This is a genomic window from Salinimonas sediminis (genome assembly GCF_003429285.1).
GTDB lineage: Bacteria > Pseudomonadota > Gammaproteobacteria > Enterobacterales > Alteromonadaceae > Alteromonas > Alteromonas indica.
In genome coordinates this window covers 4,226,027-4,240,000 of sequence record NZ_CP031769.1, presented here as the reverse complement: position 1 = coordinate 4,240,000, position 13,974 = coordinate 4,226,027, and the positions used below count along the sequence as shown (strand labels likewise).

At 48.5% G+C, this 13,974-nt stretch carries 7 protein-coding genes and 2 rRNA genes (1 of these 9 running past the window's edge); 6 read left to right on the top strand and 3 right to left on the bottom strand.

All coding sequences use genetic code 11. From position 1 onward, the window contains the following. The 3 genes from D0Y50_RS18575 to D0Y50_RS18560 all read left to right on the top strand — a co-directional run. Positions 1-2,366 (top strand): 23S ribosomal RNA (locus D0Y50_RS18575) (it extends 616 nt beyond the left edge of the window). Between the two features lie 206 nt (positions 2,367-2,572). Continuing rightward, positions 2,573-2,688: ribosomal RNA gene (rrf, locus tag D0Y50_RS18570) — 5S ribosomal RNA — on the top strand. 1,418 nt (positions 2,689-4,106) lie between these two features. Continuing rightward, positions 4,107-4,916, top strand: coding sequence for an EAL domain-containing protein (locus tag D0Y50_RS18560; protein ID WP_108566637.1), 810 nt, complete (start codon positions 4,107-4,109; stop codon positions 4,914-4,916). A 111-nt stretch (positions 4,917-5,027) separates the two neighbouring features. Here D0Y50_RS18560 and D0Y50_RS18555 read toward each other — a convergent pair whose 3' ends face one another. Then, positions 5,028-6,485, bottom strand: a complete 1,458-nt coding sequence (locus tag D0Y50_RS18555; RefSeq protein ID WP_117318395.1) for a catalase — start codon at positions 6,483-6,485, stop codon at positions 5,028-5,030. Positions 6,486-7,282: 797 nt separating this feature from the next. Then, complete coding sequence (locus tag D0Y50_RS18550; protein ID WP_108566639.1) at positions 7,283-8,005, bottom strand: DUF1499 domain-containing protein; 723 nt, start codon at positions 8,003-8,005, stop codon at positions 7,283-7,285. A gap of 114 nt (positions 8,006-8,119) precedes the next feature. Between D0Y50_RS18550 and D0Y50_RS18545 the strand changes: the two genes are divergently transcribed. After that, positions 8,120-8,767: a DNA-J related domain-containing protein gene (locus D0Y50_RS18545; protein ID WP_170145552.1), complete on the top strand. Its 648-nt coding sequence runs from the start codon at positions 8,120-8,122 to the stop codon at positions 8,765-8,767. A gap of 46 nt (positions 8,768-8,813) precedes the next feature. Here D0Y50_RS18545 and D0Y50_RS18540 read toward each other — a convergent pair whose 3' ends face one another. Beyond that, positions 8,814-9,434: a TetR family transcriptional regulator gene (locus D0Y50_RS18540; protein ID WP_108566641.1), complete on the bottom strand. Its 621-nt coding sequence runs from the start codon at positions 9,432-9,434 to the stop codon at positions 8,814-8,816. Positions 9,435-9,541: 107 nt separating this feature from the next. On the opposite strand from D0Y50_RS18540, the gene D0Y50_RS18535 reads away from it, so the two are divergent. Together D0Y50_RS18535 and D0Y50_RS18530 are read left to right on the top strand one after the other, a co-directional pair. After that, entirely contained in the window at positions 9,542-10,681 is a 1,140-nt protein-coding gene (locus tag D0Y50_RS18535) for an efflux RND transporter periplasmic adaptor subunit (protein WP_108566642.1), read from the top strand. Positions 10,682-10,709: 28 nt separating this feature from the next. After that, positions 10,710-13,829, top strand: a complete 3,120-nt coding sequence (locus D0Y50_RS18530) for an efflux RND transporter permease subunit (protein ID WP_117318393.1) — start codon at positions 10,710-10,712, stop codon at positions 13,827-13,829. The last annotated feature ends 145 nt before the right edge of the window (positions 13,830-13,974 follow it).

The window sequence follows — 13,974 nt, the reverse complement described above, 5'->3', positions numbered from 1 at the left end:
AAAGCGAGTGTTAACTGCGCGTTTAGTTGCTAGGTATAGACCCGAAACCCGGTGATCTAGCCATGGGCAGGTTGAAGGTTGAGTAACATCAACTGGAGGACCGAACTCACTAACGTTGAAAAGTTAGGAGATGACCTGTGGCTGGGGGTGAAAGGCCAATCAAACCGGGAGATAGCTGGTTCTCCCCGAAATCTATTTAGGTAGAGCCTCGGACGAATTCCATTGGGGGTAGAGCACTGTTAAGGCTAGGGGGTCATCCCGACTTACCAACCCTTTGCAAACTCCGAATACCAATGAGAACTATCCGGGAGACACACGGCGGGTGCTAACGTCCGTCGTGGAGAGGGAAACAACCCAGACCGCCAGCTAAGGTCCCAAAATATTGCTAAGTGGGAAACGATGTGGGAAGGCACAGACAGCTAGGAGGTTGGCTTAGAAGCAGCCACCCTTTAAAGAAAGCGTAATAGCTCACTAGTCGAGTCGGCCTGCGCGGAAGATGTAACGGGGCTAAGCAATATACCGAAGCTGCGGCAGAGGACATCACTCAATGCTATTTAAGCTAACAGCGACCTGCGTAAGCAGCCGCTGGTAAAGCGTTCATCACAAGGTGGTGAAGATAAAGAACGAAGAAGTAGCATTCAGGATGTCCTCTGGGTAGGGGAGCGTTGTGTAAGTGGATGAAGGTGAATCGAGAGGTTTGCTGGACATATCACAAGTGCGAATGCTGACATGAGTAACGATAATGGGGGTGAAAAACCCCCACGCCGGAAGACCAAGGTTTCCTGTCCCATGCTAATCAGGGCAGGGTAAGTCGGCCCCTAAGGCGAGGCAGAAATGCGTAGTCGATGGGAAACGGATTAATATTTCCGTACTTGTATAATCAGTGATGGAGGGACGGAGAAGGCTAGGCAAGCCTGGCGTTGGTAGCCCAGGTGAAAGTGCGTAGACCGAGTGTTTAGGTAAATCCGGACACTTAAAGTCGAGACACGAGACGAGCTCCCAAGGGAGTGAAGTTGTTGATGCCCTGCTTCCAGGAAAAGCTTCTAAACTTATGATTATATAAACCGTACCCCAAACCGACACAGGTGGTCAGGTAGAGAATACTAAGGCGCTTGAGAGAACTCGGGTGAAGGAACTCGGCAAAATAGTACCGTAACTTCGGGAGAAGGTACGCCCTTGTTGGTGATAGGATTTACTCCTTGAGCGAATGAGGGCCGCAGTGACCAGGTGGCTGGGACTGTTTATTAAAAACACAGCACTCTGCAAACTCGAAAGAGGACGTATAGGGTGTGACACCTGCCCGGTGCCGGAAGGTTAATTGATGGGGTTATCTTCGGAGAAGCTCTTGATCGAAGCCCCGGTAAACGGCGGCCGTAACTATAACGGTCCTAAGGTAGCGAAATTCCTTGTCGGGTAAGTTCCGACCTGCACGAATGGTGTAACCATGGCCACGCTGTCTCCACCCGAGACTCAGTGAAATTGAAATCGCAGTGAAGATGCTGTGTACCCGCACCTAGACGGAAAGACCCCGTGAACCTTTACTACAGCTTGGCACTGAACATTGAACCTACTTGTGTAGGATAGGTGGGAGGCTTTGAATCGCAGACGCCAGTTTGCGTGGAGCCGACCTTGAAATACCACCCTGGTATGTTTGATGTTCTAACATAGGTCCCTTATCGGGATTGTGGACAGTGTCTGGTGGGTAGTTTGACTGGGGCGGTCTCCTCCCAAATAGTAACGGAGGAGCACGAAGGTTAGCTAATCACGGTCGGACATCGTGAGGTTAGTGCAATGGCATAAGCTAGCTTAACTGCGAGACAGACACGTCGAGCAGGTACGAAAGTAGGTCATAGTGATCCGGTGGTTCTGTATGGAAGGGCCATCGCTCAACGGATAAAAGGTACTCCGGGGATAACAGGCTGATACCGCCCAAGAGTTCATATCGACGGCGGTGTTTGGCACCTCGATGTCGGCTCATCACATCCTGGGGCTGAAGTCGGTCCCAAGGGTATGGCTGTTCGCCATTTAAAGTGGTACGCGAGCTGGGTTTAGAACGTCGTGAGACAGTTCGGTCCCTATCTGGTGTGGGCGTTGGATGATTGAGGGGAGCTGCTCCTAGTACGAGAGGACCGGAGTGGACGAACCGCTGGTGTTCGGGTTGTTATGCCAATAGCATTGCCCGGTAGCTACGTTCGGAACGGATAACCGCTGAAAGCATCTAAGCGGGAAGCCGAACCCAAGATGAGTCATCCCTGACTTTTAAAGTCCGGAAGGGTTGTTGTAGACTACAACGTTGATAGGCAGGGTGTGGAAGCGTTGTAAGGCGTTAAGCTAACCTGTACTAATTGCCCGAGAGGCTTAACCATACAACCCTAAGCGGCTTCATGCGCGACGGGTTGTGGTAGAGACAAGCTAAAATAAGTGAGAGTAGCAACGTTACTCAATGATTGATTGAATATCAGATTTCCCGAATTGTTAAGTTTTAAAGTAAGGCTGACAGGCCGCGCGCTTAAGCGCACAGCAGGTCCTCCTTACGCAGGATATAAAACGTATTCTGCACAAAAAGTTTTTGTCTGGCGGCCATAGCGATACGGCACCACCTGATCCCATTCCGAACTCAGAAGTGAAACGTATTAGCGGCGATGGTAGTGTGGGGTTTCCCCATGTGAGAGTAGCACACCGCCAGACTCCCATTCTACGAAGAAGCCCTTGTCGAAAGACAGGGGCTTTTTTCGTTTTTACGGCCAGTAGATTAGCCAGAGTAATTTCGCGATTCAGTGCAGCAAAGCCGTGCCTGAGCAGACTTACCCATTTGTCAGAGCACCCGACTGCTCTCTCAGGTATCAGGAAAGCGCTTTGTGCAGCACAGCCGCCACGGCTCGCTGTGAAGCAGTCCCATTCTACGAAGAAGCCCTTGTCGAAAGACAGGGGCTTTTTTGTGGCCGTGACAAAATAAAGCATAAGGTTCAGGATAGTGCTTTGTGTAGCACAGCCGCCACGACTCGCTGTGAAGCAGGCCTATTCTACGAAGAAGCCCTTGTCGAAAGACAGGGGCTTTTTTCGTTTTTACGGCCAGTAGATTAGCCAGAGTAATTTCGCGATTCAGTGCAGCAAAGCCGTGCCTGAGCAGACTTACCCATTTGTCAGAGCACCCGACTGCTCTCTCAGGTATCAGGAAAGCGCTTTGTGTCGCACAGCCGCCACGACTCGCTGTGAAGCAGGCCCATTCTACGAAGAAGCCCTTGTCGAAAGACAGGGGCTTTTTTGTGGCCGTGACAAAATAAAGCATAAGGTGTCAGGATAGTGTTTTGTGTCGCACAGCCGCCACGACTCGCTGTGAAGCAGTCCCATTCTATGAAGAAGCCCTTGTCGAAAGACAGGGGCTTCTTTGTGGCTGTGACAAAATCGAAGTAGGGATGGTAATTTGGTTAGGTTTGCTTCTCGCATTCATCCACGCCAAAGCCAATTCCTTATGTTCTCGCAGAGTCTGACCTTTCTGTACTTTTGAAAAATACATCAGTCATTCCTTATCGTCCTGGAATACCGAATAAAGCCCACTGGGGGCCCAATCTCATGTAAGCGCTGTATGCAGAGCGGTAGCACAGCCGCCACTTCGCTGAACCTTACTGCTTACACGCTACGTAATAGTTCACATTGGGGCATCACATTGCCTAGATCTCTTGCTACAACGTGCACGGCGGGCAAACAGATGTGCCGTCATATTATTAAGGGGAGCCCAATCAAAAGTTATAGAATGTAATCCCTATAATAGGATCGCTATTCCTCAACATAGCATTTCAATGGTGAGATCCGGTAAATGGTAAGGTAGGATTACGCAAAATAAAAGCGGCTGAAAATACGGTACAGTAATAGCGTAACGTGGCAAGCGGCTAACAGCTCAACTAGGGGCTACCCCTTGCTACGCCATACTATGGAATATTGTAGCAATCGGCTAAAGAGTACTCTTCCCTACAATATTGGCGCGTGACCAAACGGTAAATGTATTAGGCATAACCACACAATACGATCGTTTGCAGATAGCATAAATTGCCTTACCTCTTAAAAGGCTTGTTTCAAACTCATAAAATTGGAATTTCGACTTCACCATGAGGAAATTTTCAAACGTATCGGCTACCGATCTCCCGTTGTACATTATTGAAGAGAACGCCAAAGAATTACCCTGCGAAGGCTGTCGTAACGGCCAGGCGTTACCTTTCGATTTCTCGATGGCGTTCCAGCCATTAGTTGACCTGGAGCAGCGTTCTGTATTTGGTTATGAAGGTCTTGTACGGGGCGTAAACAATGAACCCGCCTATACTATTATGGAAAAAGTTAACGCTGAGTATATTTACCGTTTTGATCAAGCTTGTCGGGTAAAAGCAATTGCATTGGCAGCCGGCGCTGGCATCACGGAGCGTCTTAATATCAACTTTATGCCCGGGGCAATCTACCGACCGGATATTTGTATAAAGACAACGTTAAAAGCGGCCCAGCTGTATGGCTTTCCACTATCTAATATAACTTTTGAAGTAGTTGAAAGCGCTCACATAAATGACACGGCTCACTTGCAGCGAATTATCGATTATTATAAGGAAATGGGCTTTGCCACTGCTCTGGACGATTTCGGCTCAGGTTACGCTAATCTCGATTGGCTGGCTGACTTAGCCCCTGACAGTATAAAAATTGACATGCACCTAATTAGAAATATAGATAGCGATCGTAAAAAGAAAGCGATTGTTAATGCACTCACCTCATTGTGTCGACAGTTGGGGATAGATGTACTGGCAGAGGGCGTAGAAACAAAAGCTGAACGCGATACCCTGGCTGAGATGGGGGTGGTTAAGCAACAAGGATACTTCTTTGGTAAGCCACAGTTCGAAAGTTTTGAAACCGTAGCCCGTGACGTATTCTATTGACTCTATGTTGGCTTTACCGGCCCATATAAAACAGCCCGGCGTATCTGCCAGGCTGTTGTATTAATAAGGACAAAGCGTTAATAGGCTTCGCTTCTATTGGTGCGGTCAGTCTTAGCCAAGACGGTTAAGCACCTCTTGTCTAACCCGCTTGCCATAGTATTCGTGTGCGCTATCATATTGTTCAAACATTGCCTGTTGAACATCCAGTGTACATTGGCTCAACCCGTCAGCGATATTATTCACTAATTGGTTTTTCTGATCTTCACTCATCATGCAGAACAAATCACCCGCCTGACTAAAGTTATCATCATCCCGGTTATCATAAATATCTAACCAGGCATCGTGCTCCAACGCCATCGGCGGTTCTTGAACGTCAGGCACTTCAGCGGGTGCACCATTATCGCCCCGATTATTGGGATAAAAGTTCGCACCGCTACCCGCGATACTTGGGGTGATGCCAGCAAAGGCGCCATCGCGCTGATAGTTATGAACCGGGCAGCGCGGCGCATTGACTGGAATCTGGTTGTAGTTAGCACCAATCCGATAACGGTGAGCATCCTGATAAGCCAGTAGACGAGCCTGTAGCATCCGGTCGGGCGATACACCTACACCCGGAACCACATTACTTGGCGCAAATGCTGCCTGTTCATTTTCGGCAAAGAAATTATCTACATTACGGTTAAGCTCAAGCTGACCCACCTCGATTAACGGATAATCACTGTGCGGCCATACCTTTGTCACATCAAACGGATTAATTCGATAATTTTTTGCTTCTTCCTCAGTCATGATTTGCACATTTACGGTCCATGACGGGAACTCACCTTTGTCTATGCTCTCGACTAAATCTTGCTGCGCGCCGAACGCCGGTCGGGTGGCGGCTTCTTCATTGGTCAGGGTTTTAATGCCCTGATTGGTTTTAAAGTGCCATTTCACCCAGAATCGCTCGCCCTTTTCATTCCACAAGCTAAGTGTATGCGAGCTATAACCATTCACATGCCGATACGACAAGGGAATACCCCGGTCAGACATCAAAATAGTCGACTGGTGTAACGACTGGGGATTGTTCGCCCAAAATTCGTATATAGCCTGAGGGTCTGGCAAATTCGTTCTTGGGTTCTTTTTCTGACTGTGGATAAAGTCAGGAAACTTAATTCCATCGCGCAGGAAAAACACCGGGGTGTTATTACCTACGATATCCCAATTTCCTCTGTCAGTATAAAACTTAAGGGCAAAGCCGCGGGGGTCTCGAGCATAATCGCTGGAATCCTGGCCACCGCCCACGGTGGAAAAACGTAAAAAGATATCTGTTTGCTGACCAGGCTCTTGTAAAAAATCGGCCACGGTATAGTCACTTAAGCTTTTGGTCAGGGTAAATGTACCGTATGCAGCACTACCGCGGGCATGTACAACCCGCTCCGGTATACGTTCACGGTTAAAGTGCGCCAGCTTTTCAAACAGATAATGGTTATCAAATGTTACCGGACCGCGTGCGCCTGCCGTGCGGCTTTGATTATCATTTGCTACTGGTGCACCTGCACTGGTGGTCATAGGACAGCGTTTATTCGACATAGGTTCCTCCACTATCTGTCGTAATACCAAAAGGGCTCAGCCCTTTTCGATGTGCAGGAATAATAGATGATAGGCACAAAGAATCAAAATGCATTAAAACAATCTATATAATCTATTTATGTAATCCTAATCGCCAAAAGGTATCAAACACTGAAAGGTGATTCTTAATGCAGATTGATATGTCGCTACCGTCAACAGTAAGAACGCCCACGAACCAGGCATGCTATTACCCGCTGGTAGAGTAAACTATCTGACAGTGTGCCTCACCAATGTTATGCCATAAGTGCGAAAGGCAGGTTAACGAGAGCTGGCTGCTGGTCGTAATGCCTGAGGTTTTTAATTAGCACCTTGTAAGCCGAAAACAGCTACCAGTTATGCGCTGAATAGCCATAATCCTATAACCCCAGTACCCCAGTACCCCAGTACCCCAGTACCCCAATACCCCAGTTCGGAAAGCTCACCCAGCGCAAAGGCTTGGTATATCGCAGTCTCAGCGAGATTGTTCCCAGTCTAATCTTAAGTGGAGGGGGTTACGGCGAATTTTGCGCTAGTTTACCGCGAATTCGGAAAGGGGAAGACCTGCCTGAAACAATTACCGTTACCGATGGTAAATAACCAGCGCCGGGGTAACCCGGCACGATGGCTTACTCAGGGTGCAGTACCCTTATTATTACTTTTATTACTATTGCCTAACGCCTCGGGAAAAACGTAAGGGCATTTAATTTTGAGCCGCAACCGTTGTTCGGGGTTACGCAGCTAGCGCCCCAACCTATTGATAGGGGCGGCACTAGCGGTGCTTAGTTAACGGACGCATCGGTACGCTCTCGCAAAGCATCAATAAATGTCTGGATCCGTTCGGCGTTTTTACCTAAATCGCTTTTCCCAACCCGGGATTTGCTGCGAACATCAACCAGGGTGTCATCGTCTTTGGCGCGTAAACGGATGACTACGTCATCTTTAAAACCAAACCACAAGGTTGTGTCCGTCGCTTCAATAGTATGTGGTTGAGCGTTTTGGGTAACCCGTTCCCAGCCTAATGCATCAACAGTATCTATAGCAGCCTGATACACCTGCTCTATCGGTTGAGCAAATAACTGTGTTTTGAGCTCTGGATAAGCCTTAAGCTGCTGCGTAGTAACCGCACCGCCTTCGTAGTCTAGAGGGTTCGGCGCATTCTTGCGTAACGGTGCGATGGCAACAAACTCTGGTGGGTTGGTGACATCGGTAGTGATATCGTGGATAGGCGGTACGGTACTGGCTTTGCCCATCATACTTAAGGGCAGGCCGACCGCCACCAGCGCCATCACGGCATAAATAAGCGTACTGCCCCACCGCACACTTTTTCGTGCTACCAAGACTTGCAGAATAATCAAAATCAGTGCTGCACCGGCTACGAATACCCCATAGCGCAATAGGGTAAAAGCCGTGCTTAATGGCAAGCCAATGAACTGGTATAGCGGACCGGGCAATAGCACCATTAAAAAACTGACAATACTGGTTAAAGCAACTAGGGTTCTCAAGGTGTTATCCTTTTTATTGTTGTATGCATATTATTAAATTACCTTATTCACTAGCAAATTGCCGCTTTAACAAGGGGTAATATAGCGAATTTTTTTATAACCAGGAGATATAGGGTGGCTATAGAGGAGCATCCATTGGTCACCTCGGTGACGCAGGCGCTGGAAGCCGAGTGGGATACATTAAGTCAGGGCATAAGTGAATACTCACTTATAAAAATATTGAGTGAAGCGCCTTATCACTTATTTGACCCAGACGCATTGCGCGAGCCGCTAACCTTATTTCAAACCCACTTTGTATTATTCCACTGTCTGTACCGGCTTCAGTTGAAATGGGCTGAACAACACAGCGGTGACCTAACGGTAAGTGCACTGAACATTCAGCTGCGTGATTTTCCTTCCAGCCGCAGTTCCGGACAGCATGGCGCATTGGCGTGCGCCTCCACGGATGATTCCCTGCAGCGCTACTATTTGGACTGGCAGCACTTTGGCACGACCCAAAGTCAGGATGTAGAGCAAATGCTCGATTCATTTTGGCAGAATATGCATACCTACACTAACGTTAAGGTAGGGCCGCAGGATATTGAGCAAGCTTGTGCACTATTACAGCTGGCCGAAGAAGACTGGCGTAACTCAGCCACAGTAAAGCGCCAATACCGAAAGCTGCAGCATCAGTATCATCCTGATAAAGGCGGCGATCTGCGCAGTGCCCAGCGCTTAACATGGGCCTATCAGACATTAATGAAAGCCACCGGTAATCCGTAGCTCAATAGAATCTCCGTTCATGGTGTTTTTTGCACCACTGACCGATTTACGCTGCCGGTTTAAGGATACTGTCAAAGAAAAGTTGCATCATTCGGGGCAAGTCATGCTGTAGGTTGAATTCTTCTGGTGAATCAAGGTATTCGCTTACTACACCACGGATGAAGCAGTTAACCGACAGGGCGAGAATTTTGGGATCAGCATCAGCGGGAAGGGTGTCCTGTTGTTTGGCTTTATCGAAGTAGGCTTCAAAAGCCTGAAGCTTTTCAAGCTTTTGTCTATTAAAGCGTACTTTGCATTGTTCAAAATCGCCCGAATAGTCGCATTTGAACATAAAAAGTTGAATGGCTTTACAGAGCTTCTTATCCTGATCTAGTGCCAGTATGAGTTTCGTACAAATGGATTGTAACTGACCTACCGGGTTAGGGTGTTCAACCTCTAATCCCTCAAGGATTTGCTCGATAAATGGGGTATGCAGGTTTTCATGCAAAGCGTCGAATATTTCGATTTTGTTTTTGAAATGCCAGTACACCGCACCTCGGGTAACGTCGGCAGCTTTGGCCACTTCTTCCAGTGATGCCTTGGCTACACCGCGTTCGGAAAAAACATCTATCGCAGCATCCAGGATGGCTTGTTTGGTTTGTTCGGCTTCTTCTTTGGTTCGGCGCATCAGGCGAGTCCTGCTTTAGTTTGACAACATACATACAAGAACGTATCTTTAAAAATGTAAAGGTTTGGGACCATTTTGTCCAGCGTATATTCGGGAAAGTAAATACTATGAAGCAAATCTTCTTGTCGATGGCGACGGTTTTGTCGATTTTGATTGTTACAGGCTGCACAGAAAGTGCTGAACAGGCAGGGGCAGGCGCGCAGCAGCAACCCCCTACCGCTGTGTCGGTGGTAACTATCAAAAGCACATCAGTGCCTGATATTTTATCCTTACCTGGAAGGATAACCCCCTTTCGCCAGTCTCAGGTACGCCCCCAGGTAGCCGGCGTCATTACCGAACGCCTGTTTGAAGAAGGTGCGGTAGTAGAAAAAGGCCAGCAGCTTTATCACATTGATGATGCCCGCTACAAAGCCGAGTTGGCCAGCGCAAAAGCAGATTTAAAAAGTGCTGAAGCAAACCTTAAAACCCTTAAAGCAAAAGAAAAGCGCTACCAAGATTTGCTGTCGCGTAATTCTATCAGCGAACAGGAATATGATGATGTGGTGGCACAAAGTGACCAGGCCGAGGCTCAGATTGCTGTGGCCGAAGCTGCTATTGAGCTAGCCCAGGTAAATGTAGACTACACCAAGGTGTATGCACCCATTAGCGGCCAGATAAGTCGCTCATATGTGACGGTGGGCACGCTGGTCACCGCGAATCAATCCCAGGAGTTGGCCACCATAACCAAACTGGACCCGGTATTTGTGGATATGCAGAATTCAGGTAAAGCGATAGTTGAGCTGCGTCGTTCCATGCAGGGCCGTGAAGAAATGCCGGTAGAAATTATCCTTGATGAAGCCAGCAATACCAAATACGAAAAACAAGGCATGCTGAAGTTTTCTGAGGTCACTGTTGATGAAACCACCGGCAGTGTAACCCTGCGCGCTGTTATGCCAAACCCTGACAGCGTGCTCATGCCCGGCCTGTTTGTCAAAGCCAATGTGATTAAATCCAATGACCAGGGGCTGTTAGTCCCCCAGCGTGCGACTACCCGTCAGCAAGACGGTTCACTGACCGTCTATGTGGTAGGCAGTAATAACACAGTGGAAGTGCGCACGATAGAAACCCCGCGTAGTTATAAAAATCAGTATCTGGTAACCAGTGGTGTTAGCGAAGGCGAACAAGTCATTGTGGCCGGCTACCAAAAAGTAAAACCTGGCGCAAAGGTAACCCCTCAGCCATGGGACCAGGCCCAGCAGGGCGGTTAATTAACTAACAGGCAGGAAATTTAGATTTATGGCACGTTTCTTCATTGATCGTCCGGTATTTGCCTGGGTTCTGGCAATTATCACTATGCTGACCGGGGTGCTGGCAATAAACAACTTACCGGTGGAACAATACCCGAAAGTTGCGCCCCCGTCGGTTCAAATTGATGCAGCCTATCCAGGTGCGTCAGCGAAAACAGTCGAAAACTCAGTTACTCAGGTCATTGAGCAAAACCTCAACGGTATCGATAATCTGCGTTATTTTTCGTCTAGTTCGCAGCGCGGAAGTATGGCAATTACGCTAACCTTCGAGCCCGGCACGGATCCCGACACCGCCCAGGTACAAACGCAGAACAAAGTACAAAGCGCTGTGTCACTGTTACCTACATCGGTTCAGCAACAAGGGGTAACCGTAACCAAGTCTAACGATGCTTTTGCTTTGGTTATCGGGTTTTATTCAACGGATGGCAACCAAACCCAGTTCGATTTAAGTGACTTATTGGTTTCTGAATTCAGAGATCCTATTTCGCGTGTCAACGGGGTGGGTAACGTTAGGGTATTTGGCGCCCAGCGGTCCATGCGTATATGGCTAAACCCCGACAAACTGTACAGCTTTAATATGACGCCGGTAGATGTGCAGGCGGCGGTGCAAACCCAAAATACTGATGTTTCAGCAGGTCAGCTTGGCGGTATGCCGGCCATTGAAGGCCAGCAAATTAATGCCACGATTCAGGCACAGTCACTGCTGCAAACAGAAGAAGATTTCGAAAATATTATTCTGCGGGTGAATACCGATGGTTCCCAGGTTCGCTTAAAAGATGTTGCCCGGGTAGAGTTAGGTTCGGAAAACTACAGCTATATTACCCGCTATAAAGGTCAGCCCGCTTCTGGGATGGCGGTAAGCCTGTCTTCTGGCGCTAATGCACTGTCGACCATCGAAGCGGTTAAAGCGCGGGTGGAAGATCTTCGCGGCCAGCTACCGGCCGGCGTGGAAGTTGTTTTCCCAGTCGACACCTCGCCCTTTATTGAACTATCCATAGAGTCGGTGGTGCATACCTTAATAGAAGCAGTCGTACTAGTATTCCTGGTTATGCTACTGTTTTTACAAAATTGGCGGGCCACGCTGATTCCTACTATAGCGGTACCGGTGGTTTTATTGGGTACGTTTGCCGTGCTTTATGCCTTTGGCTTTAGTATTAATGTACTGACTATGTTCGCTATGGTCCTGGCCATCGGTTTATTAGTAGATGACGCCATCGTAGTGGTGGAAAACGTCGAACGTATTATGGAAGAAGAGGGTCTCTCGCCCAAAGAAGCGACCCGTAAGTCCATGGGCCAAATTACCAGTGCTCTGGTAGGTATTGCCGCGGTGCTATCTACTGTATTTATTCCTATGGCGTTCTTTAGCGGCTCGGCTGGGTCTATCTATCGTCAGTTTTCTATCACTATCGTGTCGGCCATGGCGTTCTCCGTCCTGGTGGCCATAGTATTGTCTCCTTCATTGTGTGCCACGCTACTGAAAAAACACGACCCGAACAAAGATAAAGAAAAAGGCTTTGCTGGATGGTTCAACCGTAATTTTAATAAAGGGCGCGATCGCTACCAAAAAGCCACTACCCATATAGCGCAACGGTTTAAGCGTTATCTGGTGGTATATGGCGTACTGGTAGCCGGCATGGTGTTTATCTTTATGCGTTTGCCCGGGGCGTTTTTACCGGATGAAGACCAGGGCACGTTGATGGTGTTGGTTAATACCCCGCCTGGCTCCACGGCCCAGCGTACGCTGGAATCGGTAAAACAGGTTGAACATTTCTTCCTGGAAGAGAAAAAAGATGTTACTCACGACCTGTTTACCGTTGTCGGCTTTAGCTTTGCAGGCGCGGCCCAAAATGCTGCAATGGGCTTCGTTCACCTGAATGACTGGGATGAACGAGATGAGTCGCAAAGTGCCTTTGCTGTACTGAACCAGGCCTTTGGGGCCTTCAGTCAGATTAAAGACGCGCAAGCTTTCCCTATCCTACCGCCTCCTATTCGCGAGTTAGGTAATGCTACCGGCTTCGACTTACAGTTAGTTGACCGGGGTAGTAACGGGCATGAAGCTCTGATGAACGCGCGTAACCAGCTATTGGGCATGGCAGCCCAAAATCCGCAATTAGCAGGGGTGCGGCCAAATGGGCTAAGTGATGTCCCGCAATTTAAAATTGATATTGATAACGAGAAAGCCTCGGCTCTTGGCGTATCGTTAAGTGATATCAATAACGCGCTGCAAATTGCCTGGGGATCTGCTTACGTCAATGACTTTATTGATGATGGGCGCATAAAACGGGTATATATGCAGGCCGATGCGCCGCATCGCATGAAACCAGAAGATTTGGATAAATGGTATGTGCGCAACAGCGATGGTGAGATGGTCGCGTTCAGCTCCTTTTCCACCTCAACCTGGGATTATGGTTCACCTAAGCTTGAGCGTTTTAACGGCACCTCATCGGTAAATATTCAGGGCGGCGCAGCACCAGGTGTGTCTAGCGGTGAAGCAATGACGATTATGCAGGATCTGGTCACAAAGCTGCCCGATGGCTTTGTGTTGGAATGGTCTGGGTTATCCTATGAAGAACGTGCGGCTGGGTCGCAGGCGCCTATGCTGTATGCTATCTCCATTTTGGTAGTATTCCTGTGTCTGGCCGCGCTGTATGAAAGCTGGTCGGTGCCCTTTGCGGTTATGCTGGTGGTGCCGCTGGGTATTTTAGGTTCGGTAGTGGCCGCGTTTTTATTCAATTTGCCTAACGATGTGTACTTGCAGGTGGCGTTCCTGACCACCGTAGGATTAGCGGCTAAAAACGCTATTCTGATCGTCGAATTTGCCAAAGAAAAATTCGAAGAAGGTGAAGACTTGATGACCGCGGTATCCACCGCCGCCAGTCAGCGTTTCAGACCTATTTTGATGACATCTATGGCATTTATTCTGGGAGTGACGCCGTTGGCGCTGGCCAGCGGAGCAGGGGCGACCAGTCAGAACGCGATAGGTATTGCGGTGATGGGCGGGATGTTTGCCGCTACCTTCCTGGCTATTTTCTTTGTGCCTATGTTCTATGTATTTGTAGAGCGTTTGTTTGACCGTAAAGAAGTTGAGTCGCACGAACACAAAGATTAACGTTTAACCACATGTACCCCCTTAAAAGGCAGCGATTATCGCTGCCTTTTTTATGCAGGGTTCTACGACTAATCGCTGATATATTTACTTGCTCCGGCCACTACCTGCCCTTGTGTTTTATGGCATGATAGGGCAAATGCCACAC

Bases quoted from the DNA above. Each gene is read 5' to 3' on its own strand.
- D0Y50_RS18560 (WP_108566637.1), top strand. From the start codon at position 4,107: ATGAGGAAATTTTCAAACGTATCGGCTACCGATCTCCCGTTGTACATT.
- D0Y50_RS18555 (WP_117318395.1), bottom strand. From the start codon at position 6,485: ATGTCGAATAAACGCTGTCCTATGACCACCAGTGCAGGTGCACCAGTA.
- D0Y50_RS18540 (WP_108566641.1), bottom strand. From the start codon at position 9,434: ATGCGCCGAACCAAAGAAGAAGCCGAACAAACCAAACAAGCCATCCTG.
- D0Y50_RS18535 (WP_108566642.1), top strand. From the start codon at position 9,542: ATGAAGCAAATCTTCTTGTCGATGGCGACGGTTTTGTCGATTTTGATT.
- D0Y50_RS18530 (WP_117318393.1), top strand. From the start codon at position 10,710: ATGGCACGTTTCTTCATTGATCGTCCGGTATTTGCCTGGGTTCTGGCA.